The sequence below is a fragment of the Klebsiella sp. R445 genome, assembly GCF_051131755.1.
Lineage (GTDB): Bacteria > Pseudomonadota > Gammaproteobacteria > Enterobacterales > Enterobacteriaceae > Klebsiella > Klebsiella lignicola.
Map to the genome: position 1 here is coordinate 1014137 of NZ_CP180446.1, position 24920 is coordinate 1039056.

The 24920-nt window shown below is 51.7% G+C and carries 26 protein-coding genes, 1 pseudogene and 1 riboswitch; of the genes and pseudogenes, 15 read left to right on the top strand and 12 right to left on the bottom strand.

The annotated features are described in order from the left end of the window. Positions 1-109: 109 nt before the first annotated feature. Positions 110-2314, top strand: coding sequence for a porin family protein (gene fhuE, locus ACMYSN_RS04750; protein WP_462497211.1), 2205 nt, complete (start codon positions 110-112; stop codon positions 2312-2314). A gap of 195 nt (positions 2315-2509) precedes the next feature. Here fhuE and ACMYSN_RS04755 read toward each other — a convergent pair whose 3' ends face one another. Further along, entirely contained in the window at positions 2510-3208 is a 699-nt protein-coding gene (locus ACMYSN_RS04755) for an alpha/beta fold hydrolase (RefSeq protein WP_462497212.1), read from the bottom strand. Positions 3209-3552: 344 nt separating this feature from the next. On the opposite strand from ACMYSN_RS04755, the gene ACMYSN_RS04760 reads away from it, so the two are divergent. Next, entirely contained in the window at positions 3553-3930 is a 378-nt protein-coding gene (locus ACMYSN_RS04760; RefSeq protein WP_462497213.1) for a RidA family protein, read from the top strand. A 54-nt stretch (positions 3931-3984) separates the two neighbouring features. Here the strand turns inward: ACMYSN_RS04760 and ACMYSN_RS04765 are convergent, their stop codons facing one another. Beyond that, positions 3985-4905 (bottom strand): AraC family transcriptional regulator, encoded by a 921-nt coding sequence (locus tag ACMYSN_RS04765; protein WP_462497214.1) that lies wholly within the window; start codon positions 4903-4905, stop codon positions 3985-3987. Between the two features lie 105 nt (positions 4906-5010). Between ACMYSN_RS04765 and ACMYSN_RS04770 the strand changes: the two genes are divergently transcribed. Then, positions 5011-5856, top strand: a complete 846-nt coding sequence (locus tag ACMYSN_RS04770) for an oxidoreductase (RefSeq protein WP_462497215.1) — start codon at positions 5011-5013, stop codon at positions 5854-5856. A gap of 58 nt (positions 5857-5914) precedes the next feature. Here the strand turns inward: ACMYSN_RS04770 and ACMYSN_RS04775 are convergent, their stop codons facing one another. Next, positions 5915-6640: a type 1 glutamine amidotransferase gene (locus ACMYSN_RS04775; protein WP_462497216.1), complete on the bottom strand. Its 726-nt coding sequence runs from the start codon at positions 6638-6640 to the stop codon at positions 5915-5917. Positions 6641-6757: 117 nt separating this feature from the next. Between ACMYSN_RS04775 and ACMYSN_RS04780 the strand changes: the two genes are divergently transcribed. Further along, entirely contained in the window at positions 6758-7555 is a 798-nt protein-coding gene (locus tag ACMYSN_RS04780) for an AraC family transcriptional regulator (protein WP_462497217.1), read from the top strand. Then, the gene (locus tag ACMYSN_RS04785; RefSeq protein ID WP_462497218.1) at positions 7552-8004 is read left to right on the top strand and encodes an NUDIX hydrolase; all 453 of its coding nucleotides are present in this window, start codon (positions 7552-7554) and stop codon (positions 8002-8004) included. The genes ACMYSN_RS04780 and ACMYSN_RS04785 overlap by 4 nt, the downstream gene beginning before the upstream one ends. Before the next feature lie 66 nt (positions 8005-8070). Here the strand turns inward: ACMYSN_RS04785 and ACMYSN_RS04790 are convergent, their stop codons facing one another. Beyond that, positions 8071-9246: an MFS transporter gene (locus ACMYSN_RS04790; RefSeq protein ID WP_462497219.1), complete on the bottom strand. Its 1176-nt coding sequence runs from the start codon at positions 9244-9246 to the stop codon at positions 8071-8073. A gap of 104 nt (positions 9247-9350) precedes the next feature. Between ACMYSN_RS04790 and ACMYSN_RS04795 the strand changes: the two genes are divergently transcribed. The 6 genes and pseudogenes from ACMYSN_RS04795 to arsC all read left to right on the top strand — a co-directional run bounded on the left by ACMYSN_RS04795 (position 9351) and on the right by arsC (position 13845). After that, a complete protein-coding gene (locus ACMYSN_RS04795) occupies positions 9351-10268 on the top strand; it encodes a LysR family transcriptional regulator (protein ID WP_462497220.1) in 918 nt (305 codons plus the stop codon). Between the two features lie 190 nt (positions 10269-10458). Further along, a complete protein-coding gene (locus tag ACMYSN_RS04800) occupies positions 10459-11199 on the top strand; it encodes an SDR family oxidoreductase (RefSeq protein WP_462498199.1) in 741 nt (246 codons plus the stop codon). A 54-nt stretch (positions 11200-11253) separates the two neighbouring features. Further along, positions 11254-11454: pseudogene (locus ACMYSN_RS04805) on the top strand (aminoglycoside phosphotransferase family protein); the annotation flags it as partial. A gap of 298 nt (positions 11455-11752) precedes the next feature. Next, positions 11753-12073 carry a metalloregulator ArsR/SmtB family transcription factor gene (locus ACMYSN_RS04810; protein ID WP_462497221.1) on the top strand — a complete coding sequence of 107 codons (321 nt, stop codon included), beginning with the start codon at positions 11753-11755 and terminating at the stop codon, positions 12071-12073. Between the two features lie 44 nt (positions 12074-12117). Continuing rightward, the gene (locus tag ACMYSN_RS04815; RefSeq protein WP_462497222.1) at positions 12118-13410 is read left to right on the top strand and encodes an arsenic transporter; all 1293 of its coding nucleotides are present in this window, start codon (positions 12118-12120) and stop codon (positions 13408-13410) included. A 9-nt stretch (positions 13411-13419) separates the two neighbouring features. Next, a complete protein-coding gene (gene arsC, locus ACMYSN_RS04820; RefSeq protein ID WP_462497223.1) occupies positions 13420-13845 on the top strand; it encodes a thioredoxin domain-containing protein in 426 nt (141 codons plus the stop codon). A gap of 71 nt (positions 13846-13916) precedes the next feature. On the opposite strand, the gene ACMYSN_RS04825 is transcribed toward arsC, so the two are convergent. Then, positions 13917-14822, bottom strand: coding sequence for a DHHA2 domain-containing protein (locus tag ACMYSN_RS04825; RefSeq protein WP_462497224.1), 906 nt, complete (start codon positions 14820-14822; stop codon positions 13917-13919). 78 nt (positions 14823-14900) lie between these two features. Then, positions 14901-14969: riboswitch (Fluoride riboswitch) on the bottom strand. Between the two features lie 280 nt (positions 14970-15249). Between ACMYSN_RS04825 and ACMYSN_RS04830 the strand changes: the two genes are divergently transcribed. Beyond that, entirely contained in the window at positions 15250-15507 is a 258-nt protein-coding gene (locus ACMYSN_RS04830; protein ID WP_123753881.1) for a YjhX family toxin, read from the top strand. 10 nt (positions 15508-15517) lie between these two features. Next, a complete protein-coding gene (locus ACMYSN_RS04835; protein WP_462497225.1) occupies positions 15518-16264 on the top strand; it encodes an SAM-dependent methyltransferase in 747 nt (248 codons plus the stop codon). Between the two features lie 69 nt (positions 16265-16333). Here ACMYSN_RS04835 and ACMYSN_RS04840 read toward each other — a convergent pair whose 3' ends face one another. The 3 genes from ACMYSN_RS04840 to ACMYSN_RS04850 form a co-directional block, all read right to left on the bottom strand. Further along, positions 16334-16834: an anti-virulence regulator CigR family protein gene (locus ACMYSN_RS04840; protein WP_462497226.1), complete on the bottom strand. Its 501-nt coding sequence runs from the start codon at positions 16832-16834 to the stop codon at positions 16334-16336. A gap of 141 nt (positions 16835-16975) precedes the next feature. Further along, positions 16976-17893, bottom strand: a complete 918-nt coding sequence (locus tag ACMYSN_RS04845; protein WP_462497227.1) for a M14 family metallopeptidase — start codon at positions 17891-17893, stop codon at positions 16976-16978. Positions 17894-17912: 19 nt separating this feature from the next. After that, a complete protein-coding gene (locus ACMYSN_RS04850; protein WP_462497228.1) occupies positions 17913-18782 on the bottom strand; it encodes a DMT family transporter in 870 nt (289 codons plus the stop codon). A gap of 99 nt (positions 18783-18881) precedes the next feature. Between ACMYSN_RS04850 and ACMYSN_RS04855 the strand changes: the two genes are divergently transcribed. Further along, positions 18882-19736 (top strand): LysR family transcriptional regulator, encoded by an 855-nt coding sequence (locus ACMYSN_RS04855; protein WP_462497229.1) that lies wholly within the window; start codon positions 18882-18884, stop codon positions 19734-19736. A 68-nt stretch (positions 19737-19804) separates the two neighbouring features. On the opposite strand, the gene ACMYSN_RS04860 is transcribed toward ACMYSN_RS04855, so the two are convergent. The 3 genes from ACMYSN_RS04860 to ACMYSN_RS04870 all read right to left on the bottom strand — a co-directional run bounded on the left by ACMYSN_RS04860 (position 19805) and on the right by ACMYSN_RS04870 (position 22090). Beyond that, on the bottom strand, positions 19805-19969 hold the full coding sequence (locus tag ACMYSN_RS04860) for a hypothetical protein (RefSeq protein WP_462497230.1): 165 nt from the start codon (positions 19967-19969) through the stop codon (positions 19805-19807). A 36-nt stretch (positions 19970-20005) separates the two neighbouring features. Then, on the bottom strand, positions 20006-20845 hold the full coding sequence (locus tag ACMYSN_RS04865) for an SDR family oxidoreductase (protein WP_462497231.1): 840 nt from the start codon (positions 20843-20845) through the stop codon (positions 20006-20008). Positions 20846-20974: 129 nt separating this feature from the next. Further along, positions 20975-22090, bottom strand: coding sequence for a metallophosphoesterase (locus tag ACMYSN_RS04870; protein WP_462497232.1), 1116 nt, complete (start codon positions 22088-22090; stop codon positions 20975-20977). A gap of 177 nt (positions 22091-22267) precedes the next feature. Here ACMYSN_RS04870 and ACMYSN_RS04875 point away from each other — a divergent pair, with 177 nt between their 5' ends. Next, positions 22268-23194 carry a LysR family transcriptional regulator gene (locus ACMYSN_RS04875; protein WP_174510048.1) on the top strand — a complete coding sequence of 309 codons (927 nt, stop codon included), beginning with the start codon at positions 22268-22270 and terminating at the stop codon, positions 23192-23194. A 215-nt stretch (positions 23195-23409) separates the two neighbouring features. Here ACMYSN_RS04875 and ACMYSN_RS04880 read toward each other — a convergent pair whose 3' ends face one another. Beyond that, positions 23410-24780, bottom strand: coding sequence for an MFS transporter (locus ACMYSN_RS04880; RefSeq protein ID WP_462497233.1), 1371 nt, complete (start codon positions 24778-24780; stop codon positions 23410-23412). Between the last annotated feature and the right edge of the window lie 140 nt (positions 24781-24920).

Genomic DNA, 24920 nt, shown 5'->3' on the forward strand with positions numbered 1-24920 from the left:
GAAACCGCTCTCCGCTGACGCGTTCATTCGGTTGGCCAGACGAGAACGCGTAGCGCTGCACTTAAAAATAAGAATTAACACAACAACACTCTTTTTGGCGGGAAATACTATGTTTTTGGATCGCAGGGAAATCTGTGCGGGTACGGGCGAGCCACGCATCCGTAAAACCTTCACCATCTCATTTCTGACACTGGCGATACATGCCTTCCTCAACCCGGCCCTGGCGGCAGAGGAAACGCAAACGCCGGAAGTCATGGTCGTGAATGCCAATGCTGATAGCGACGCCACGGCATCTCAGGACAAGACAGATTACCAGGTTAAAACCACGCGTGCGGGGACCAGGCTGCTGCTGACACCGCGTGATGTCCCGCAGTCCGTCAGCGTGATCACTCAGCAACGTATGCAGGATCAGCAACTGCAGACGGTGAATGATGTTCTCAATAACACCACAGGCATCACCAGTAATTTGATTGACAGTGAGCGTACTTACTACTTCTCGCGTGGGTTTCAACTGAGCAACTTTACTTTTGACGGTATTCCTACCTCGGTGGGTGATGCCTGGAACTATGGCGATGCGGCTTCAGACACGGCAATTTATGACCGTATCGAGGTGGTTCGTGGCGCAACGGGCCTGATGACCGGGGCGGGTAGTCCGGCAGCCTCCGTCAATATGGTGCGTAAGCATGCTGACAGCAAAGAGTTTACCAGTACATTCAACGCCAGTTACGGCAGTTGGAATAAACAGCGTTATGTCGCCGATGTGTCCACCCCATTAAATGCATCAGGATCGGTGCGCGGCCGCGTCATTGCCGGTTACCAGAATCAGGACAGCTGGCTGGATCGGTATAGTAAAAACACCAAATTCTTCTATGGCGTGGTAGATGCGGATATTACCGATAACACCACGTTATCGCTTGGCTACGATTATCAGGATGCCGATACCAACGATCCCACCTGGGGTGGCAACCCGGTGTTCTACAGCAATGGCGCCCTGACCCATTACTCGCGCAACCTGAATTCTGCCGCCGACTGGACCTACTATCATACAACCGCTCGCAAAGTGTATGCCGACCTGACACATAACTTTGATAACGGCTGGACGTTCCGCCTGAACGGTACCCATGCTGAAAACACCTTCAGCGATAAGCTACTTTATGTGGGCTATTTGTCATACCCGGATCAGGACACCGGCGAAGGTGCCGATGGTTTTGGCAGTATGGACCGGGGCAAGCGTGAACTGACCTCCGTGGATGGTTACGCCAGCGGTCCGTTTGAGCTCTTCGGGCGTGAGCATCAGTTGATGGCGGGTATGAGCTACAGCCGTCAGCATAATGTGACCAACAGTAGCAACGGCATCACGGATGAGGATGCCGGTGATATTGCCGCTAGCGATATCGGTATCTTCAACAATCACTGGAATGGCAATATCGCCGAGCCCACATGGGGTGACTGGTATCAGAACGCGGATGACGTAGTGCGCCAGAAATCGGCCTACACCGCGGCGCGTTTCTCTCTTAGCGATCCACTGTCGCTCATTGTCGGTGCACGTTATACCAAGTACAGCACCGATGGGACGAGCGGCAATATGGAAAAAAACAACATTACACCCTACGCTGGCGCGGTGTATGACATCAATGACACCTGGTCTGCTTATGCCAGCTACACCTCTATCTTCCAACCGCAGACCTATCGCGACAGCAGTGGAAAATATCTGGCCCCCGTCACGGGAAAAAGCTATGAAACTGGTCTGAAATCCGCCTGGTTTGATGGCCGCCTCACCGCAACCATGGCGGTCTTCCGCATAGAACAAAATAATGTTGGTCAGGCCGTGGATGGCAGTTTTGTCAATAACAGCAGCGAGCAGGCATACGCGCCAACCAAAGGGGCCCGCAGCAAAGGAGCCGAGTTTGAGTTGAACGGCGCACTCACCGATAACCTGCAAATGACCTTTGGCGCAACCCGCTATGTCGCGCGTGATTCTGAGGGGCGCTATAACCCGGATCAGCCTCAGACTGACCTGAAATTGTTTACCCGTTATCGCCTGCCGATGCTCCAGGCGCTGACCATTGGCGGGGGAATCAACTGGCAAAACCGTGTGTTTGAGGATGTTACCGCACCCGATGGCAGCACCCAGCGTGTTTACCAGGGTAGTTATCCACTGGCTAGCCTGTTTGCCCAATATCAGGTTAATAAGCAGGTCTCGGTACAGGCTAACGTGAATAACCTGTTTGACCGGACGTACTACACCTATATGAGTGGCTACGTCTACGGTGAGCCGCGTAATGTTTCAGTCACCGTTGCGTATCAATTCTGATAAAAGAAACCTGCAGCGAGGAGTCGTTAGAACAACTAATGTTTGCTCCTCGCGCATAGCAGCATTGAAACTTGGTTTATGGGCAGCAACGCGGCCTGACCGGCGCCACACTCACTACAGATAACATGGCCGCCTTTAATACCAAATTTTACGCAGCGTTAGGTTTTTATATTATTGACATTCATTAGAATTGAATCACAGACCCGTATCGGTAAGCCAGCAGGCAACAAGCTGTGCCAGTTCCGCTGGCTGTTCCATAGGAATAAGGTGACCACTGCCGTCAATGCAATCAAGACGAGCTCCGGTCAGTGCAGCCAGCTCTTCGGCTTCCGTCAATGAGCGAAGCTGATCCTGCTTTGCCGCAATGACATATACCGGGCAAGTAACCGGTTTTATGGTAATGCGTTCGCGGTTCAACCCTGACTGGGCTTTGAATACCTCAACTCCCAGCCGCTTTCCCATCTTCCTGATTTTTTCAATGATCGCAGCATCAGAGGCAGAGTCAGCATGAAGGGATTTTCTGATAGCCGTTGCGCTCAGTCCCCTGAATTCCTTTGCTGAAGTGGCACTCGAGGCAGCGATGCGGGACTCTTTCTGTCTGGGCGAATCTTCTCTCAGCGAGGTGGCGATCAGGATCATAGCGGCTGTACGGTCAGGAAAAGCATCATATATGGCTCTGGCAACATAGCCCCCCAGAGAAAAACCGGCCAGGATAAAGCGTTCAGGTAACGTCTTTGCTATGTTCGTGGCTATCTCATCAATGGTGGTTCCCTGCGCCAGGCTTACCGGAATGAAATACCGCTTGCCGGGATACTGCGCGATAAAATCGTCCCATAATGTTTCATCAAGCATAAAGCCAGGGATAAGAACCACGGGTAAATTATTTTCGTTCACTGTTCAGAACCTTCTGCCTGACTATAGAGTTATTGTTATTTTGCAGCGCTTAGTTACGTTCGTCATTCCTGTTTCACAAACGCTACCCGGACCGTTTATCCATTCCTGTAATCAAGGTAATCAATAAACTGTTTTACCGCCCGGGAGAGGGTTTTCCTGTTTCTAAAGGCCAGGCCGATGTTACGGTATGGTGATATGTCTATTTTTCTGGTCACGATATCTTCGGCAACCGCTGGGATCTGTACCAAAACAAGCAAAACTAAAGTGCCTACTCTTTCACTCATCGCCAGACCTGCAATGCATTCGAGGATTGATTTCTGTTCAGCCCTATTAAGGAACCCATTATGAATAAGGTGATTCGCAAAAATTATCCTGAATTAGGTGAGGTAAAAGCCCCCTACGTTCACTCCGTGAGACATGGCGACACGCTCTATATTTCAGGGCTAACCGCATTCGGCACGCCCGCGCAGCAATCAGGTATCGCTGAACAGGCTGAGGAAATATTCAGTCAGATTCGGAAAATCGTCAGCGCCGAGGGAGCTGATTTCTCGTCCCTGATTAAAGGGACCATTTTCATTACCTCTTTTGAAGAGATCAATGCGCTGCGCGAGGTGCTCTACCGACATTACGGCGATCACTTGCCTGCCAGTTCGCTGGTGGAAATCAGCCGCCTCTTTTCACCCGACCTCAAGATTGAGATCGAAACGGTATTTGCCCTCTGATTCATGGCTTATCAGTCATGCCAAATCAGCCTTATAGCCTAATGGGCCAGGCGCTTAATGCGATGAAATAAATACCGACGCTTGCTGGGCTGGCGGAACAGCGAAATAACGCTGCATGCGTTTTATCTCCTCCGCCGGCGGCAGGCCAAATAAGCGTTTAAACTCGCGATTAAATTGAGACGGACTTTCATAGCCGACGGCGTAACTGGCGGCGCTGGCAGTGATCCGCTGGCGCACCATCAACATCCGCGCCTGGTGCAGGCGGACCGACTTCACATACTGCATCGGCGGCATCCGGGTTATCGCTTTGAAATGGCTATGGAACGTCGGCACACTCATGCCGGCTTCCATCGCCAGCTGCGTTAACGTTAACGGCTCAGCGTAGAGGGCATGGATGCGCTGTAGCACTTTACCGATTTTGCCGAACTGCCCCTGCAAGGCCAACGCGGCACGCATCGCATTGCCCTGCTCGCCCGTCAGGACGCGGAAATAGAGTTCGCGCACCCGCGCAGGACCGAGGATCGCTGCCTCAAGCGGGTTGTTCAGAACTTCAAGCAAGCGCAGAACCGCCGTTTTTACCGCATCGTCCATCGGGCTCGACATCATGCTTTGCGGCACAGCGGAGGGCTGCGGGGCGCCATGTTGTTCAATTTGCAACATCAGTTCAGCAGCAAGCTGAAAATTAAGATGCATATAAATCGCCAGCAACGGATGTTCCGCCGAGGCGTCAGTTTCCATCACAAACGGCACCGGCACCGAAACCGCCAGGTAGTGCTGCTCATCATATAGATAGGTCTGCTGGCCGAAATAACCACGTTTGCTGCCCTGGCAGACAATCACGATCCCCGGATCGTAGAGCACAGGGGTTCTGGCAAGCGGCCGGTCGGCACGCAAGATCCGCACATCAGGCAACGCAGTCAGGTTGTACCCCTCCTGCACGGCCAGTGCTTTCATCAAGGTCATCATCCCGGACATCACAGCACCTCATAAAATCAGGCAATAAAAAGAGAAGATTCGGCCTCAAAGTACGGCAATACAGAGAATACCATGCAACATTAACTGTTCATGGGAGTTCTTTTTATGCCATCTGTAAAAACGATTTTAATCACCGGTGTCAGCAGCGGCTTTGGCCTGGCACTGGCGCAGGAAGCACTCGCCGCGGGTCATCGGGTCATCGGGACCGTGCGTAACCACAACGCAAAGCAGGCTTTCGAGGCGCTCGATGCGCATCGGGCTTTTGGCCGCTTACTGGATGTTACGGACGCTGAGCGTATTGCTGAGGTGGTCGCGGAAGTTGAGTCAACCGTTGGTCCGGTTGATGTGCTGGTGAACAATGCCGGTTACGGCCATGAAGGCATCATGGAAGAGTCCTCGCTCGCAGAGATGCGCCAGCAGTTTGAAGTGAATGTGTTTGGCGCAGTAGCGATGATCAAAGCCGTATTACCGGGCATGCGCCAGCGCCGTCGCGGGCATATTATTAATATCACCTCGATGGGCAGTTTTATTACCCTGCCCGGCATCAGCTATTATTGCGGCAGCAAATTTGCGCTGGAAGGCATATCAGAGACGTTAAGCAAAGAGCTGGCTCCGTTCAATATCCACGTGACCGCCGTGGCGCCAGGCTCGTTTCGCACCGACTGGGCCGGGCGCTCAATGGTACGCAGCGCTCGCAGCATCCCGGACTACGATGCCCTGTTCGAACCCATTCGGCAGGCGCGGATGGAAAAAAGCGGCAAGCAGTTGGGCGATCCCGTGAAGGCCGCCCGCGCCATGCTGGCGAACATTGAGAGCCACAACCCACCCACACATTTATTGTTAGGCAGCGATGCATTGAGTTTAGTGCGGCAAAAACTCGCGGCGTTAGAGAAAGAAATTGAACAATGGGAAACACTGACACGTTCAACGGATAGCGATTCTCAGGCTTAGACAGAGAGTACTTGAGATAGCCCGTCATGCCCGGTGACTCGCATCACCGGGCATGACGTTATTCTTGAACTGCTTTGTAATGTACTTCCAGCTTATTCAGGAAACCAAAAAGCGCCTGATTCATTTCATTGTAATCGTGCGCCCGGAGTTCCTCTGGAGTATTAACGAAACGGTATTCTGTGGCATGACTCAGCTCTTTTTCAGAATTGGCGATCAGCAGTTCAACAACGTCCAATGTAAGCTCCATGTGGCACTGAAAACCAAAGACCCGCTCCGAGTATGAAACGATCTGGCGCGGACAACCTTCGCTATAAGCGATAATTTTTGCTTCCGGTGTCAGACCTGGCATGTCGTTATGCCAGTGACCGACTTCAAGCGTTTTCGTAAAATGAGAGAACATCGCATCCTTGCAGCCATCTTCAGTCAGGGTGATCGGGAATTTACCAATCTCTTTTTCAGGGCTGTGAGCGAATGGCGCACCCAGCGCTTCACCGATGAGCTGTGAGCCGAGGCAGATACCGATCACGGCCTTTCCCGTTTGAATTGCAGAAGCAATCAACGCCTGTTCACCTTTGGAATCAAAGTGCGGGCATTCTTCCAGGGTAGTAACTGGATCTTGCGGACCGCCCATGACGATAAGGAAATCGATGCCTTCGGCGTTTGCTGGCAGTAGGTCACCTGCGTACACACGTGAGTACGTCACATCATGACCTTGATTTCTTGCCCATGTTTCATAAGCCCCTGGTGCTTCGAAACTTTCATGTACGATAAAGTGGACTCGCATTATGATATGTTCCTGTAATATCTATGATAATTTGAATTATAAATCACTCATCCATCCATTAAGGCTATACTGCGGGTGATTCCAACTTCGATCATAATTGCAGGGGCTAAATCTGAAATGCCAGGTAGTATAGATAAGGCGCCAAGACATGATGCAGCAACAGGTTGGTCAAGCACAGCGATAAGCTATCAACGTGGAGAGGCGGATCCTCCACATCATCATGTTGAGGGACAGCTACTGTTTGCCACCAGAGGTGTGATGCTGGTTGAAACAGAGAGTGACCGCTGGGTAATACCTCCTCAGCGTGCATTATGGCTACCGCCTCTTCAAATCCATAGCTATCACCTGCTTTCACAAACCGACCTACGGGCCATCTATTTCAGCAGCAGCCTCATCGAAGAATGCTCGAACTTTATGAAGAGTCATCAGGTGCATGTGATTACAGCTACGGCACTGGTGAAAGAGCTGATTGCCGGGCTATTCAGCGAGGACTACAACAGACCGAGTCAACGGAAAATGGCGCTGTTGCTTCTGGAAATTCTCAGCGAGGCTCCCCCCTTAACTACAGAGCTTCCAATGCCGCATGATGAGAGATTATTCAGTGCAGCGAGAGAGTTACTGGTTAATCAGCGCTGGGATGCATCGCTGGGTGAGCTTGCTTATATCGCGGCTGTGTCTGAACGTACATTTTCGCGATTGTTTATTAAAGATACTGGCTTTAGTTACAGAGCATGGAAGCAGAGAGCCAGAATTTGTGCCTCGTTAGATCTTCTGGCGAATGGCATCCCAATCAAACAGGTTGCTTACCAGCTAGGTTTCTCATGCCCAGCCGCATTTACTGCTGCTTTTCGCTCCATTTTAGATTCAACGCCGCGCGATTTTACTCACCCAGTTACCCTAAAGAGAGAACCATGAGCAACAATCAAGATATTTGCATTGCAGCTGCCATTATTACTGACGAGTCCGGGCGTTGTCTGCTGGTCAGGAAGCGTGGCACGACCCATTTTATTCAGCCAGGCGGAAAAATGGAACCGAATGAATCCCCCGTCGCAGCCCTAACGAGAGAGTTGCAAGAGGAGCTGAATCTTAACCTGACTGGCCAGGACTTTAGCTACGTTGGGCGTTTCACGGACAAGGCGATAAACGAGCCAGGACGCGTCGTTATTGCTGAAATTTATCACAATGTCCTGACTGCCAGCGATATTCAGCCAGCGGCGGAGATAGAAGAAGTTATCTGGTATCCCACTGACGGTTCGAAATCTCTGTTACTGGCACCCCTGACAGAAAATCATCTGATGCCTCTGGTGGCAATGCTGCACCAGAATTATTCAGAATCGCTTAGGGAAAGTAACAGAGGCAGCTAATCAGCAATAAATGTTCATTCAAACTAAATGTGAAGGTCCGTTCTTCGTGCATAGCGGACCTTTAGCTCATTTAGCCAGTTTTTTTTGCAGTGCCATGACCATCAGGGGAAACCCAATTGCAGTTAATGCACAGACGACCAGTAATCTGTCTAAATTCTGTGTTGTTATGCCGTGGTCGGACAGTAATAAGGACGACAAAAAGAATGCAAGAGTTGTTATCAGGGACATTATCGCAGCCTGTAACGAAGAAAAACTGGCTCGTTGCTCATCCGCTGGATATTGGATCGTAACCGAAGACGATGAAACCAGCCGGCTATACGATGCAGCAAGAAATAAGATAATAAATAGAACCGCATTATGATAGCCGATTGCAGGGATCAGTAAACTGAGTACAAAAAGGAGCGTTGAGATTGTAGCCAGCATCAGAGCGGAAAAACGTGATGTCAGAACTCCTGTTATTTTTGTAGATAGATAACCGGCAATCCCTCCGCTTAAGAACAGCAAAGGCAGTTGGTCTTGCTGTGCCCCTAAATGATGGGTCATTAATGGGGTCAAAATGGGGATAATCAGCATCGGGCTAAACTGGACCAGCGCATTACAAGAAGCGAAAAGCAGGGTTTGAGCATCAATAGATAGCTTGTTCTTAGCGCGTGATTGAGCTGCATTCTTGGGAATAAAACAGGCTATAAGTGGTAAAGACAGCAGACAAAGAAAACTGATTGCCCACAGAGAAATATGCCAATCATAGTGTGTGCAAAAAAATAATGTCACTGGCATACCAACGATACTAACTATTGAAAATGATGCAATGACCGTTGCCAGCATTTTCCCACGCATGTTAACGGGAGAATAATTTATCAAGATGCTCGTCCCCACCCCCATCGTTGTACCACCAACCAATCCTGCGCAAAATCGTAGAGCCAATAGCGCGTCAAAATTTGTTGTAAATGTAGACATAAACGTTAGTGAACCCAACAGCAACATGTTCTGCATTAAGAAACGTTTTTTATCAAATCGGTCTATCCAATAAAAAGCAGCAACACCGGAAAGAACTGCACCTAATGTGTACATCCCGGAAACATATCCAGAAAATGAAACTGGAACCGAAAACGCTTCCGCCATAAAAGAAAAAACAGGCGTTAACGCCATATATTCCAGCGCATTAGTAAACTGGATAAAGGCAATTATGATGGCTATCCGCATTAGCGTTTTATGATTAAACATCTGAGTAACCTGTGGCATTACAAGCAACCGATAAGTGAAGGATGCCAAAAGCTTATCTGCTATCAATAATCAGGATAAGATGGTAAAAACGGCATATATTGTTATCAAATATGGGATTTACTATGCGTCCGACTCTCGACTTTATTACCCTGAAAGTATTCATTGCCGTGGTTGATAGAGAAAGCTTCGTTGGAGCATCCAAAGCCCTTGATATGCCGACATCAAACGTAAGTCGTTGTATTTCTAAGTTAGAAGAAAAACTGAATCTTCAGCTTATCGAGCGCAGTACACGTCATATGAAGCTCACCCAGGCGGGGCAACTGCTCTACGCGCGAGCAAGACCGCTACTTGAAGCACTTGAACAAACTGAGTCTGAATTAGCACAGGGGCAGGTTCAGCTCAAAGGCCCATTACGTATCTGTATTCCCAATGAAATAGGTCCTGCATTGCTGGGTTCGGTGATTGCCGATTTCGCCTGTCAGTATCCAGATGTGGAGATCAGCTGTGTCACTAATTTGTCAGGCTTCGACTCTCTGCGAGATGATCTTGATTTGGCTGTCATTGTTAGCCGTGGTCAGATGGATGACAGTGACTACATCGCCCGTCATCTGGTCACTATCCCTTGTACCATAGTTGCATCTCCCTCCATCATTCAGCGTTATGGCACCCCTTCTCATATCCAGCAATTTGAAGAATTACCCTGCATTACAACGGTAAGCGCACTGAAAGGGACCCCCTGGCAATTTGTCAGTGCAAAAGGTAGGTTCGAGACAATTGCAGTTAAAGAGCATTATCGGGTAAACAGCGGAGAGATGGCAGGACGAGCTGCGGTAGCAGGTGTCGGTTTTGCCATTCTCTCGAAACAAGCCTGCCAACCCTATATCAACAATGGGCGACTCATCGAGATTGAGTTTGAACAGTCGGCAGCCCCATTGCACCTGTTTGCGCTTTATTCCAATCGACGCTACTTGCCCGCGAAAACACGAGCACTGATTGATTTTATGCATGAGAAGTTGGGTCATCTCCCCCTTGTAACGTAAGGCCGTATTGAAGAACCACAACAAATTGAACATCCATTCCTCGCTCAAAGCAGACCTTCGCAGCGGTCAGTTAAATGCCAGACGCAGACGTAGAAAACAGTAATGGCACTGTTGCGTTATGAAACAGATGACGACCGATAGCTATCTTCGTAAGGTAAGTGATGATTCGAAAGACACAGACGGGGTAATCATGAGCAGATTTCAGGGTAAACGCGTACTTATCACAGGCGGTACCAGCGGCATGGGATTCGCAGGTGCGCAGCGTATTGTCAGTGAGGGCGGTCATGTGGCCGTCACTGGGCTTAATGAAGAACGGCTTGAACATGCCCGCAGCCTACTACCTGAGACATCACTTATCCTCAAAAGTGATGCTGCCAGCGAAGCGGATATAAATAAGCTGCAAACAGAGATCAGCCGTTGGGGCTCGCTTGACGGGCTATGGCTTAATGCCGGCTTCGCGGAGGTCGGTTCTCCGGAATCGGTGACGGCTGATGCTTTCAACAATATGATGAATACTAACGTCCGTGGTCCCATGCTGCAGCTGGCCGCTCTCTCCGGCTCACTCAATTCAGGAGCATCTGTTCTTGTAACCTCATCTTCTTCGGTTTATGAAGGTGCCGCAATGACAAGCCTCTATGCAGCAACTAAAGGCGCCGTTGTCGCAATGGTTAAAAGCTGGGCCGCTGCGCTGGCCGTACGCGGTATTCGAGCCAATACTCTGGTACCCGGCCCGATTGAAACGAACTTCAGACATTTTATGCCGGAAGAGTCACGCCAGCAGTTTGAGGATTTTGTTGTCAGCCAGGTCCCTCTTGGCAGGGCAGGAACAGCAAAAGAAGCCGCTGCTGTTGCACTCTTTCTGCTTTCTGATGATGCATCCTATGTAACCGGCAGCCAGTACGCCGTAGATGGCGGACTTGTGCATTACTAGAGAGCTACCTCTCCCCGGACGCGGTACGTTTTTAGAGACGACAGGGAATATTTTATGACCATCCAGGAAGCAATAACGAATAACGGCGAGCTCGCATACTGGCTGGAGCGCTGGAAACTCATCCCGGATGGCCCGCCGCTTGCCACGCATACATCCCAGCTTCTCCCGGTAAAAATGGCGGCTGATGGCATGAAGGCCATGCTCAAAATCACCCACGACGAGTCTGAACAGCTCGGCTGTGCGCTTATGGCGTGGTGTGGGCTTTCTGCCACATGGTCACTCGAAATTAACGCCCCCATTTCAATTCAATACCACGTCGCAGAGCTGGCTCTTGTTGAGCAGGACAGGTAAACCCCGCCCCACTGCACTCACCGCCCATCGCGAGCCCGCCAGGCGACATTGCGCCAAAAGGGCGTGAAAACGCCTCGTGCGTTTCCTTTCGCTCGCTGCAGCAGCCTGCCCGATATTCACCCTACTCTTTCAAGAAAAAGGTGATTTCAAACTCATCACATATGATTTACCATATGTGAAACATAAAGGAACGGAGTGAGAAATGCTACAACCTGTTCAGCTTTTCAAAATTCTGGCCGATGAAACACGTCTGGCTATTGTCATGCTTCTCCGGGAATCCGGAGAGCTTTGTGTCTGCGACATCTGCGCGGTCACTGCCGAGTCACAACCCAAAATTTCGCGACACATGGCGATCCTTCGTGAATCCGGGCTGGTGCTCGACCGTCGGGAAGGTAAATGGATCCACTATCGCCTGTCCCCCCACATGCCGGCATGGGCGGCGGAGGTGATCGCAACCTCCTGGCAATGCCTGCGGGAGGATGTGCGCGAGCGGTTGGCGACATCGGCCTGTAGCTCCTGCTAATCACGTCAATCATATACATATAATCATATATATTGGAGCCCGACATGTTTTTGGCCGCAAGCCTCTTTTTACTAACTCTGGTGCTGGTTATCTGGCAACCAAGAGGCCTCAGTATCGGCTGGAGTGCAAGTATTGGAGCCGCGCTGGCGTTGGCCACCGGGGTCATCCACGTTGGGGATATCCCCATCGTCTGGAATATCGTCTGGAACGCGACGGCTGCATTTATCGCGGTGATCATTATCAGCCTGCTGCTTGATGAGTCCGGTTTCTTCGAATGGGCCGCGCTGCACGTCGCCCGCTGGGGAAACGGGCGAGGCCGGTTGTTGTTTACCTGGATAGTGCTGCTCGGTGCTGCCGTTGCTGCGCTGTTTGCCAATGACGGTGCGGCGTTGATCCTGACGCCGATTGTCATCGCCATGCTGCTCGCGCTGGGATTCAGCACAAGGACCACGCTGGCCTTTGTTATCGCGGCGGGCTTTATCGCAGACACCGCCAGTTTGCCGCTGATTGTCTCTAACCTCGTGAATATCGTCTCGGCGGATTTCTTCAATCTGGGCTTCACCCGGTATGCCTCCGTGATGGTCCCGGTGAACCTGGCCGCCATTGCCGCCACGCTGATCATGCTGCATCTGTTCTTTCGCAAGGATATCCCAGCAACATATGACGTTACGCTGCTGAAAACGCCGGCCAGTGCGATCAAGGATCCGGCAACGTTCAGGGCGGGCTGGGTAGTACTGTTATTCCTGTTGGTGGGCTTCTTTATTCTGGAACCGCTGGGGATCCCCGTCAGCGCAATAGCAGCCACTGGCGCGGCAGTGCTTATGGTGGTGGCGAAGAAAGGCCATGTCATTAATACCGGGAAAGTCCTGCGGGGAGCCCCCTGGCAGATCGTGGTTTTCTCGCTGGGCATGTACCTGGTGGTATACGGACTTCGCAATGCCGGGCTGACGGAGCATCTGTCCTGGGTGCTGAATCAGCTGGCCGGCAAGGGGTTATGGGCCGCAACGCTCGGCACCGGTTTCCTTACCGCGCTGATGTCGTCGGTGATGAATAATATGCCGACGGTTCTGATTGGCGCGCTGTCGATTGACGGCAGCACGGCGACGGGGGTCATCAAAGACGCGATGATTTTTGCCAATATCGTCGGCTGCGATTTAGGCCCGAAAATTACCCCGATTGGCAGCCTTGCCACCCTGCTGTGGCTGCATGTTCTGGCACAGAAAAATATGACTATCACCTGGGGATATTACTTCCGCACCGGCATCATCATGACCCTGCCGGTACTGTTTGTTACCCTGTCCGCGCTGGCATGGCGGCTCTCAGCCACTTTGTCGTGAGATACTGAAATGAGCAATATTATTATCTATCACAACCCGGCCTGTGGTACCTCGCGTAACACATTGGCATTAATCCGCAACAGCGGCGTGGAGCCGGAAGTGATCCTGTACCTTGAAACGCCGCCAACACGCAACGAGTTGGTTACGCTGATTGCCGATATGGGTATCACCGCACGGGAGCTGCTGCGTAAGAATGTCGAGCCTTATGAACAGCTGGGGCTTGATGAAGACCAGTTTTCCGAAGCGCAGCTGATCGATTTTATGCTTCAGCACCCGATACTGATGAATCGCCCTGTGGTTGTCACTCCCCTTGGCACCCGCCTTTGCCGTCCTTCGGAAATGGTGCTGGATATTCTTCCCGAAGGCCAGCAAGGCGCGTTTGTCAAAGAGGATGGCGAAGCCGTGGTGGACCACACGGGGAAGCGGGTTAAATAATCGCTCCAGGCGTCCTCCCCCGCACCAGCCCCCTCAATCTGACAGTATGGTTCGGGGGCGGAGGATGCTGTTCACTGACTCCGGCGTTGACTGAGGAAGTGGTCAAGCCACGGCAGCAACTGCTTCTTCCGGCTGACCATGCCCGGTTGGTCACATGAACCCACGTTGTTCCCTTCAGGCCCGGCAAAATAGAGTGTGGAGCTGCATTCACGAATATCGGTCACCATCAGTACGATCAGCCCGGCGCCGGTGGTTACCGCCATCTGCGCCATCGCGCTTTGCAGCTCTCCCAGTAAAGGAGCGACCTGCTCGGGTGAACCCACCTCCAGTTGCGCAATCCGCACATCGGTACCGGCGAGCGAAAACGCCTTGAGGTCCTTATTGAGCAACTGTCCGGCAGACTGTCCGCTGATATCTGTTTTGGCGGCCAGCAGCTGGTGAACAAACGACTCACGCTCCACTCCCGCCAGGGCGCAGAGCTCAGTGGCGATACGGATGTCATCTTCGGTGGTCGTGGGTGAGCGCAGATTGACGGTGTCGCTGAGCAGCGCGCCAAGCAGCAGGATCACATACGCCGGGCGCATCGTGCGGTGCATCTCTGCGTCCATCAGCAGCCAGAGAACCGTTGCGCTGCTCCCTACCGGTTTAACCCACACCTCCGGCGGCAGCTGCGTGACCAGCCCACCCAGGCGGTGATGGTCGATAACGCCGATAATATTGCTCTGCTGAAGATCTGCAGGCCCCTGCGCCGGTTCGGTAAAATCCACCAGCCATACCGGTTCATCAATCAGGGGAATATCAAGGAGAGGTGGCAGGGCCAACCCGGCCGCGTCAAAAATAAAGCGCGTTTCAGGGTTCGCCTCTCCGGGTCGCCAGGCACGAGCCGGACGACCGCAGCGGTTCAGCCAGTCCGCCGTCACGGTGGCAGTGCAGATAGCATCGCTGTCTGGGTTAAGGTGACCAAATACATTAATCAATGGTGTATCCCCGCTTAAGGGAAGTACACAGGCCGGAAAGGATTTTCAACGGCCTGACATACCTCCTGGAAATCAAGAGTCATATCAGGCGTCATCAGCCCCGAACGGGGCGGTTGGGAAAGGTGGAACGCCATCACCTTGCAGGCAAGTATAGGTAAGAAAAACCGGCCTGTCAGCCGCCATGTTGGCTGGAAGCAGATCACATTTTTCCCCTCTCAAATACACCTGTAAAAAATGTGTGTTACTATTCATCACGTAAATACCTTTCAACTCAACCCGAGGCTTTGATGCTGGAGAATGTCATCATCTGATAATCAGCTCCCCCGACCTTTTCAGGCCGGACTGATTATCACTGCGCTGAAATCGAATGCGGACACCGCTGTGTGTTTGCACGTTTTGCACATGATGATGAAACAGGTTTTCCAGTATGAATTTATCCCGTCAGGAACAACGTACCTTACACGTACTCGCCAAAGGTGGACGTATTACGCACGTCCGCGATGTATCTGGCCGCGTCACTTCCGTTGAATGCTACAGCCGCGAAGGGCTGTTGCTCTCCGACTGCACGCTCGCCGTCTTCAAAAAACTCAGAACCAAAAAGCTGATTAAGTCCGTGAATGGTCAGCCCTACCGCATCAATACCACCGGATTGAGCCAGGTTCGCGCTCAGCCCGATAACCGTTAAGGAGAGGATAATGGATATCCCACGTATTTTTACCGTTAGTGAAAGTGAACACCGGATCCATAACCCTTTCACGCCAGAAAAGTACGCCACGCTGGGTCGCGTATTACGCATGCCGCCGGATGCACGAATTCTCGATCTCGGCAGCGGCTCGGGCGAGATGCTCTGCACCTGGGCGCGCGATCATGGTATTCACGGCATCGGCATCGACCTGAGCCCCCTCTTCACCGCCCAGGCAAAGCAGCGCGCGGAGGAACTTGGCGTCAGCGGACAGGTGCATTTTATCCATCACGACGCCGCCGGTTACGTTGCTGATGAGAAATGTGATGTGGCGGCCTGCATCGGCGCGACCTGGATTGCTAACGGCGTCGCCGGGACGATTGAACTGCTGTCAAAGAGCCTCAAATCCGGCGGGATCCTGCTTATTGGTGAGCCTTACTGGCGACAGCTCCCCGCGACAGAAGCGATCGCTAAAGCCTGTGGGGTCAGCGCCGTGGCCGATTTTCTGCCCCTTCCCGAACTTGTCGCCACGTTTGACGAGCAGGGTTATGACCTGGTAGAGATGGTGCTGGCAGATCAGGAAGGCTGGGACCGATACGAAGCAGCCAAATGGCTCACGATGCGCCGCTGGCTGGAGCAACATCCAGAAGATGACTTTGCACCGGAGGTGCGTTCGACCTTAACGACCGCGCCGGAGCGTCATGTACACTGGACGAGGGAGTATTTCGGCTGGGGTGTTTTTGCCTTAATGCAGCGGTAATCTCAGATGGCGTGATAGTGCTCAAAAACTAAGCCCCGCAACCGCGGGGCTTATCGCAATGTGGCTGGCTTAATCGAAAACACCGTTGATGATTGAGGTCACAATGGCGGTGCTCAACGCAATCAGCACCAGGTCATCGCCAACGGCGCGCCATTCGTAGCCCGGATAATAAGGCAAATCGTTGATCATCGACGCTGGTAAGGTTTTTTTGGCAATTCCCGGAGGTAACGGCTTACCGCGTACCAGATTTTTTGCGATACCCGGCGGCAGCGTTTTATATCCGACGAGGCCGTAATTCACCGCAAGCGAGCGCGCGCGGGTGAAGCTGATATCGGAGTCAACGTGGTCCGGTTTGCCATAGTTTTTACGGCTACCGTGGTCGGCATTCGACTTGCCCTTCTCCTGGCCGTTATTGGCATTGTTACCATTATTGCCGTGATTACCGCTGTTGCCACTATTACCGTGCCCATTGCCGTTACCGTTGCCAGGGTTTGCATAAACCGGCGCGGCCAGCACGGCGAGGGATATCATGGCCGCAAGCGCGGTTTTGAGGGTTCGACGCTTTAGCATTCTGTTTATTCCGTGAGGTGAAGTACACAATGAGAATATAGGATAAGGCAATACCCTTAACAATCTCATGCTTTCTGAATATTAAACACTTCGCGGATATTGATAGCCGGGATAGCCTGGGCAGGCTCCCGGCCAGTAGATTCACTGTGATATTGCGAATTCGATAGCCTGGTGGAGTGTGACAACCTGCGCCCGGGTGCACTCCTGCGGCGTAGTTGATGCGCTGTCGGGATAGACTTCCGTGGTGGTGGTAAAGGGCGCGTTGGTCATGCTGGCGCATAAATGCCAGGCGCCGTTGTCATACTCAACCACCCCGTGAGCCACCACCGGATAGCCCAGCATGCTGCCTTTCTGGTCTGCCGGGGCAATATGCGTCACCGTTTCCACGGCGGAGATAATTGCGCTCTGGAAGTCCAGCCTGGAGTTGCGTGTATCGCTGACCAGGTAATAACCATCCGGCACGCATTCTGGCTCGTACTGTCGGCCATCTCTGGCGGCCAGTGCCGGACTGAACTCGCTTTCATCGCTGTCCGTCGTTTCATGCAAATCGACGTGCACCAGGAAGCTTTCTGGTATCTGCGCGATAAATGCCATCAACGTTAACGACTCTTCCGCTTTACCTTCCGGGTAAAACTGCCGGTTGGGATCCACCGCATGGTAGTTCCAGCGGGCAACACGCTCGTACGCCCAGGGGCTGACACAGGGGATAACCAGCAGATTAACCGCGCTGGCATAGTCGTTCTGATAGTGGGATAAAAATTCCAGCGCGCCCAGTACGCCGCTGGTTTCATAACCGTGGACACCGCCGGTAATCAGCGCCACAGGCAGGCTGGGATCCCACGCTTTAGACCTGGCCGCCATTAACGGATAGTGGTCATCGCCGTAGTGTAGCTCGCCATACTGAACAAGATCGTAGCGGTCATTGAGCGAGTGCAGGACGTCAAGGACATCATTTTTATAGTATCTGACGCGGGTCTGGCGCTCTCGCCACAACTGCTTTTCAGTCTCGGACCAGGGCTGCCCAGGCGTACCGATGGGATAAAACGGTTCAGTTGTCATATTTCTCTCTACAGAAGAATTAATTAGTTAAGCCGCGACGACGCGCCGGCAACCAGACGGATAATACCGACGCGCCAATAATTAACACCGCTCCCATCAGGGTTTGCCCGCCCGGTTGCTGATGTAAGAAAATCCAGGCCAGAAGCACAGCATACACCGGCTCCAGCACAATCATCATCGATACGGTACTCGCCTGCAGCGTGCGCAAGCCCCAGGTCAGCATCCAGTATGCCAGGCCAGTACACAGAATGCCCAGTAAACCAATGAAAACCAGATCGTGGCCGCTGCTGTGAACCAGGCCCGCGACCCCGCCAGGAAGCGTTACCAGCGCGCAGCCCGCACACTGCCACCAGGAGGACTGTATCGCTGATGCCCGAATGCGCAGGTAGCGATTAAAAATGATCACCAGCGCATGGATAAACCCCGATCCCAGCGCCCAGAGTAGCCCCGTCAGGCTGCCGGCATTTTCAGTCCGCATCGGCGCGAGTATATAGACACCAGCAACGATCATCGCCACCAATAACATATCGAAAAGCGCCGGTTTCTTATGCGACAGCACCGCCTCAATCATAATGACAAAAGCGGGGAATGTCGCAAAACCGAGCGTGCCGATCGCCACGCCCCCGGCTTTGACGCCCATAAAAAAGCAAAACCAGTGGCCGGCCAGCAATGCACCATTCAGCAGCAGCTTGCTTTTATCGCGCCAGGGGATGTCTGTGCGCGATCTGTCAAACAGGCACAGCAACGCGCCGAGAAAAAGCAGCGCGAACACCCCTCTTCCCAATACCACCGCCGTAATATCACTCTGGATTTGCTCCCCCATCAGCGCCGATAAACCGAATAAAACCGTGCATGCCTGGATGGCGAGATAAGCTCTGACGTTGCCCATATTTCACCTCAATTAGCCGTAAGGCGAATTTACCCGGCACACGATTACCCGTAAAATGAATAATACACTGCATTAGCATTCGATAATCGGATAGGTGATATGACCGAACCCCATCTGGAAATTAGCTGGCTAAAGACCTTTATTACCGTGGCCCGCACGGGTTCGATGACGGAAGCCACCTCGTCGCTGTACCGTTCTCAATCGGCAATCAGTATGCACATCAAAAAAATCGAGGAGACGCTGGGCCGCAAGGTGTTCAATCGCGAGGTCAGACGGCTTACTTTGACGCCCGCAGGTCAGGAGTTGCTGCTCCATGCCCAGCGCCTGCTGGGGGTATATTCCGAAGCCATGCAGAGCCTGACGGGGTCGAACGTGCAGGGAAAAATCAGCCTCGGGATCCCCGATGACTACGCCGTGCGCTACCTGCCCCAGGTGCTAAAGGCCTTCGGGGAAAAATACCCGGCGATTGAGATATCGCTTTTCTGCGAGCCTTCCCTGACCCTCATTCCGAAAATCGAGTCCGGGATGCTGGATGTGGCGATTGTCACCCGGGATATCTCCGGGCGCGGCGAGCTGCTATTCAGCGAACAGCTAGTATGGACGGGGATAAAAAGCACGGTCATCAAGGAGGATCACCCCTTGCCTGTTGCCGTTTATGAATATGGCAGCGAAGCGCGGAAAAAGGTGCTGGCCGCGCTTGAACAGCTACCTTCGGGGTACCGAATCGCCTACAGCAGTCCCTATGTTGCTGGTCAGATTGCCGTTGTCGAAAGTGGAATGGCGGTCGCGGTACTGACGCGCTGCAGCGTCCCGGAACATTTGCACATCATCCATTCGGAGAAACTCCCGGCGTTACCGTCGCTGGAGGTAGTAGTGATCTCCCGGGAAAATGCGGCCAGCGCAACGCTCAATCCGCTGCTGGTCAATGAGATAAAGCTTCAGCTGCAACGGTAGACGGGTGAATATCTGAAACCTGTGCTATCAGCATAAACCCCTGTTACCCCGCGGCAATGTTCGCTGTGTCAAACCAGACTGTCTTGTAAAGTGGCGGCAATCTGGCGAAATGCCCGGTTACAGATGGCTTCGTTATACGCCATCTTTCCGGGTACATCGGCTTTCGGGTAGGTAAAAGCGTCTACGGCATCAGCATAGTTGACCAGCTGGAAATTAGCGCCAACGGTGGTCATTTCCTTCACAAAGCTGACGGCATCGGCCTGAGAGGTTCAGGACTTCATGAAGGTTTCAAACGCCGCTTTCCAGTCGGGATGCCAGCGAGACAGCGCGGGCCGGTTTTGAATAATATCCTGATAGGCCCAGGTAATGCGCTTCGCGTCTATTTCCGACGTTACTGCCGCATCCGGACAGATAATATAAAAATCACCGTCAGAGAAATGTTCGACAAAATAGTCAATGACTTGCTCAGAGGTCCACGTGCCGGTTGGCTGAATATCGGTATTCTCGTTCATCCCGGGGAAATTCATCGGTGTCCAGGTATAGCCCGGTACCAGCAGATGCGCCGAAATCCTGTTTCCGCACTCTTTTAATAAGTCATGCGCAAGCTGCTCGGTAACAATTTTGACGCCGGCTTTTGAGACGTTATAAGCATTGTTGCCTGGCGGCGTCGTGATGCCTTGTTTAGAGCCAAGATTAACGATCGCACTACGTTTATTTAGCGATAACATCACCGGCACGAAGATATGCTGAACATTAATAACAGAGAGCAGATTGCCTTCGAGTTGGATCCGCCAGTCATCAGGATCGCCCCACGGTCCACCAGAGTGCGAAATTCCGGCATTGTTAATCAACAAGGCAATATCAGCGAACTCGCGCAAGGTGATATTAAGCAGCTTTTGAATATCCTCGGGATTTCTGACATCCCCGGAGACCTGGCGGACTTCCGTTTCCAGCGTGTTGGATAATGCCTGCAATGCCTGCTCATCTCGATCGAAAAGACACAGGTTCATCCCTTCCCGGGATAATCGTTTTGCTGCTGCTGCGCCAATTCCTTTTGCTGCACCAGTTATCACGGCCGTACGCCCTTTTGCGATCACAGGATTCGTCATTTTTCACCTCCAGGCGATATTAATTTCCCCAACTGTTCGGAGAACCTTGTTTATTCAAGGTTATCTGAACTATAACCGAAAACAGGCATAACTTTGTTTACGTCAGCCAGATGCCTTATTGAATTAAATTCATCCTTCTGAATGTAATGTCAGCAATGTTATTTCCGATGGTTTGCCTAATCTTAACGGGAAGCCATTCCAGAGCCCGGTTCCGTTACTCACATATAAAGACATCGCTTTGACCTGATAATACCCGGAGACGTAGCCGTTATTAGCGGGCGCAATCATCTTATCGAGGCCGTAGATCATCCCCCCGTGAGTATGACCTGACAATTGCAATGACACCCCGGCGTCGGCGCTGTCCTGGGCATTTCCTGGGCGGTGACTCATCAGTATGATTTTATCGGATGGGCCGGTCCCAGAAAGGGCTGAAGATAAATCCGGCGGAGCGCTGCCATATTCTGTGGCCACATCGTCAGTAATCCCCGCAATAACTAATCGCGTACCGTTTCGTGAAAGCACGACGTGTTGATTATTCAGAAAATGCAAACCCAGACGGGTAAATTCAGTGGTCCATGCGTCAGCACCAAAATAATATTCGTGATTACCGGTAACGGCATATACACCATCATGAGCGTTCAGCAGAGCAAGCGAGCTGACATCATTTTTTCTGTTGGTCACGGAGCCGTCAATTATATCTCCGGTAAGCAATATCAGGTCAGCGTTTAAGGCATTCGTTTTCTCAACAACCTGACGCAACCACGCCCCTGTCAGGAGACGGCTAACATGGAGATCGGTAAGCTGGACAACGCGATAGCCGTCATACTCTTTCGACAACCCCGGAATAACGACCTTTACTTCACGAACGTCAGGCACTTTTAACGATTCGTACACCCCAATGCCGGAGAGCAATGCCGCGATAATGACCAGCGCCCCATCGACTTTCAAAGATGAATATCGATGCCGCGTTATCAGATAATGAACAAGGATCAAAACATCACGAACAATCAGCAGAACGAACAGGATAACGATGCAACCGAAGCCCCAGCCTAAAAACGTCATCACCAATTGCGGCAGCTCCGGTGAAAACATCGTGCCGAATATCATCCTGCTGAGAAGATGAAAATCTGAAACCATGGCAAGCGCGATAAAGATCAGGCATCTCAATAGCCACGAGATCCGACGAGGGTAAACCAGCCTGATCCCAATATAGAGTGCCGGGAGGAAAGTCCAAAGATGAAACACGCAAAGCATTCCTTATGTGATGAACATTGAAGGCTTCTCATCAGTCAAATCGGATGTGACACCGGCCGTAGACAAGATTGTTGAATTACATTAAAAATAACACTTAATTATGGCAGTAATTGTTGAGTTTAATGCAATGTTGCAATGAGCTATATTCACGGTTGATGAGAATTTCGTATGCCTGTAAGACCTATAGCAAAACTATCACGCAGTGACCTCGCTGATCTAAATGCCTTCAGAACGGTTGAGAGGTTGCGAAGTTTTACCCAAGCCGCCGTTGAACTGGGCATCACTACCTCCGCGCTTAGCCATTCGGTGCGTAATCTTGAAGCCAGGTTGGGCGTGCGTCTGCTCAACCGAACAAGCAGAACGGTTGCCCCAACCGATGCGGGTGCTAATCTCGCCAGACGCTTAGAGATTGGGTTCAATGAAATTGGTGAGGCACTGGATGAAATCAACCTGATGCGTGACCGGCCCGTTGGCAGATTACGTATCAACGTGCTGGCTGACGGCGCAAGGCTAATCGTGTCACGGCTTTTACCAAAATTTGTCCAGAGCTATCCAGACGTCGAAGTTGAAGTAGCGGTCGATGACAAAATGGTCGATATCGTCTCGGCGGGCTTTGATGCCGGGATTCGCTTTGGCGGCACGGTACCCGAGGATTTCGTTGCCGTTAAATTAGGGCCAGAGCTCAGGTGGGTTGCGGTCGCCTCACCCCGTTATCTTTACCGAAAACAGACGCCGGTGATACCTGAAGATTTGAAATCGCATAACTGCATTCAAATTCGAACCGGGCAAGGGGTTATTTATCGCTGGGATTTTGAAAAAGGTGATGACCACAGGACGATCGAAGTACCAGGGCAGGTCTGTGTCAATGAAACCACCCTCGGTATCGAGTTGGCATTAAAAGATGTTGGTATTATGTATTGTCTGGAAGAACGGGTCGCCGAATATATTAAGAGGGGTGAACTGCACATTGTGCTGCCTGACTGGTCACCGATGGAACCTGCTCTGCATCTGTATTATCCTGGACACCGCCAGGTGCCTCAAGGACTGAAGGAATTTATCGAAGTGTTGAGATCGGCGTACAACGATCTCACATAACACGGGTTTGAGGTGGGCCACCTGCCCCACCTCATCATCTCTTAATATAGTCCCTTGGTTGCTATTTATCACTTTAGCAACGCGTATAATATTACATCGCAGCACAACTTCGTATTTCATTATTCACGGCAGTTAGCCATCATGATTAAACACGTCATAAACGTTTAATTCAGTTATTACTCTTTAATAAAATAAGACCATAGCAATAATCACGTTTATTTTTTATTCGTCACTCTGACGGATAAAAACATAAGAACCAGACCGATGAGTGAAAAACAAACCCCGACCCAGCCTGTCGATACCCAGGATCCTCCGCATGAAATCGCAAGCGCGCCGAATGCGGCACCTAGTGCATTTGAAATATTAAATGCGCTATGTGTTAAGGATGAAGCCAGGGTTTGCGCTTCTCCGGCAATGTTCATCATGTGGGCCTGCAGCGCCGGAACCAGGGCAAAGCCATTGCCAAGCAGAAAAATGGTAATTAAAGCCGAAACTTTCCATTGTGCGACAACGGCAAATACCGCAAGGAAGACGATATTCCAGATAATCATGCCATAGATCGATGGAATCAGAGCCCGGTCAGCCAGTCTCCCTCCCACAATATTGCCGGTTACCATGCCTAAACCCCATAGCACAAGTATCCAGGGAACCTGTTTGAGATCGAAGCCGCTCACTTCGGTAAGCGCTGGCGTAATAAAGCTGTAGACCGCAAACATGCCGGCGAACCCCACCGAGGCCACCCCAAACGCCATTAAAACCTGCGGGCTGCGCAGCGCGCTTAATTCTTTAAGAGGGGATGCACTTTTCTCTGGTGGGATTTTGGGAATAAATGCCGATACCATCAGCCCTGTGAGCACAATCCCAATACAGACGAAGATGAATGACATCCGCCACCCAAGCTCCTGCCCGGCCCAAGTGACCAGAGGGACCCCGGCAACATTCGCCACCCCGAGGCCAAGCATCACATAGGCGATATATTGTGCTTTCTGGTTTTCTGGCACCATTGAGGCCGCAACCAAAGCCGCGACACCATACCAGGCACCGTGTGGCAGACCGGAGATAAACCGCGCCACCATCAAAGAGGAATAATTCCATGCCACCGCGCTTAATGCGTAACCTGCTACCGCGATGATTAATAAAATGATCAGCAGGGTTTTGCGCGGCCAGCGCGCGGCCATCACCGCGAGTAAAGGCGCACCAATCACCACGCCGGCGGCATAGGAACTGATGTATGCGCCAGCTGCCGGTATCGACACTGAGGTACCCGCAGCCAAATCAGGCAAAAGGCTCATCGGAGCAAATTCACCGGTACCGATACAGAGTCCACCAGCGCCTAGCGCGAGCATTGCGGGCAACAGACCCGATGGGGGAATAACTTTTGCTTCGTTAATATTTTCAGTCTGACAGTTCATTGCTGAAACATCTCCCGTGTATAAAACATAGAGTGAATTGCGCGATTGCTCATCACGACCCATCCTGACATCGCTGTGCCAGTAGATATGAAGATCATTGATGATAATGTTGAGTGGAATTAAACTATACACGACAAACTGACCGTAATTGTTTAGCCACAACAGATGCTTCATTGAATTTAATTCAATTGAAACATACGAATAAAGGCGTTGTTGCTGTTCGGTGGGTTATGTATTTCGGGCCAGGATAAACTATGCCATCAACAGGCTATTTCAGATATCCCGGGATGAATGTGAACAACCGGAAGGTTTAC

Coding starts and splice junctions, on each gene's coding strand:
- fhuE (WP_462497211.1), top strand. CDS start 110: ATGTTTTTGGATCGCAGGGAAATCTGTGCGGGTACGGGCGAGCCACGC.
- ACMYSN_RS04760 (WP_462497213.1), top strand. CDS start 3,553: ATGAATAAGGTGATTCGCAAAAATTATCCTGAATTAGGTGAGGTAAAA.
- ACMYSN_RS04765 (WP_462497214.1), bottom strand. CDS start 4,905: ATGTCCGGGATGATGACCTTGATGAAAGCACTGGCCGTGCAGGAGGGG.
- ACMYSN_RS04770 (WP_462497215.1), top strand. CDS start 5,011: ATGCCATCTGTAAAAACGATTTTAATCACCGGTGTCAGCAGCGGCTTT.
- ACMYSN_RS04775 (WP_462497216.1), bottom strand. CDS start 6,640: ATGCGAGTCCACTTTATCGTACATGAAAGTTTCGAAGCACCAGGGGCT.
- ACMYSN_RS04780 (WP_462497217.1), top strand. CDS start 6,758: ATGCCAGGTAGTATAGATAAGGCGCCAAGACATGATGCAGCAACAGGT.
- ACMYSN_RS04785 (WP_462497218.1), top strand. CDS start 7,552: ATGAGCAACAATCAAGATATTTGCATTGCAGCTGCCATTATTACTGAC.
- ACMYSN_RS04790 (WP_462497219.1), bottom strand. CDS start 9,246: ATGCCACAGGTTACTCAGATGTTTAATCATAAAACGCTAATGCGGATA.
- ACMYSN_RS04795 (WP_462497220.1), top strand. CDS start 9,351: ATGCGTCCGACTCTCGACTTTATTACCCTGAAAGTATTCATTGCCGTG.
- ACMYSN_RS04800 (WP_462498199.1), top strand. CDS start 10,459: ATGAGCAGATTTCAGGGTAAACGCGTACTTATCACAGGCGGTACCAGC.
- ACMYSN_RS04810 (WP_462497221.1), top strand. CDS start 11,753: ATGCTACAACCTGTTCAGCTTTTCAAAATTCTGGCCGATGAAACACGT.
- ACMYSN_RS04815 (WP_462497222.1), top strand. CDS start 12,118: ATGTTTTTGGCCGCAAGCCTCTTTTTACTAACTCTGGTGCTGGTTATC.
- arsC (WP_462497223.1), top strand. CDS start 13,420: ATGAGCAATATTATTATCTATCACAACCCGGCCTGTGGTACCTCGCGT.
- ACMYSN_RS04830 (WP_123753881.1), top strand. CDS start 15,250: ATGAATTTATCCCGTCAGGAACAACGTACCTTACACGTACTCGCCAAA.
- ACMYSN_RS04835 (WP_462497225.1), top strand. CDS start 15,518: ATGGATATCCCACGTATTTTTACCGTTAGTGAAAGTGAACACCGGATC.
- ACMYSN_RS04840 (WP_462497226.1), bottom strand. CDS start 16,834: ATGCTAAAGCGTCGAACCCTCAAAACCGCGCTTGCGGCCATGATATCC.
- ACMYSN_RS04845 (WP_462497227.1), bottom strand. CDS start 17,893: ATGACAACTGAACCGTTTTATCCCATCGGTACGCCTGGGCAGCCCTGG.
- ACMYSN_RS04850 (WP_462497228.1), bottom strand. CDS start 18,782: ATGGGCAACGTCAGAGCTTATCTCGCCATCCAGGCATGCACGGTTTTA.
- ACMYSN_RS04855 (WP_462497229.1), top strand. CDS start 18,882: ATGACCGAACCCCATCTGGAAATTAGCTGGCTAAAGACCTTTATTACC.
- ACMYSN_RS04860 (WP_462497230.1), bottom strand. CDS start 19,969: ATGACCACCGTTGGCGCTAATTTCCAGCTGGTCAACTATGCTGATGCC.
- ACMYSN_RS04865 (WP_462497231.1), bottom strand. CDS start 20,845: ATGACGAATCCTGTGATCGCAAAAGGGCGTACGGCCGTGATAACTGGT.
- ACMYSN_RS04875 (WP_174510048.1), top strand. CDS start 22,268: ATGCCTGTAAGACCTATAGCAAAACTATCACGCAGTGACCTCGCTGAT.
- ACMYSN_RS04880 (WP_462497233.1), bottom strand. CDS start 24,780: ATGAAGCATCTGTTGTGGCTAAACAATTACGGTCAGTTTGTCGTGTAT.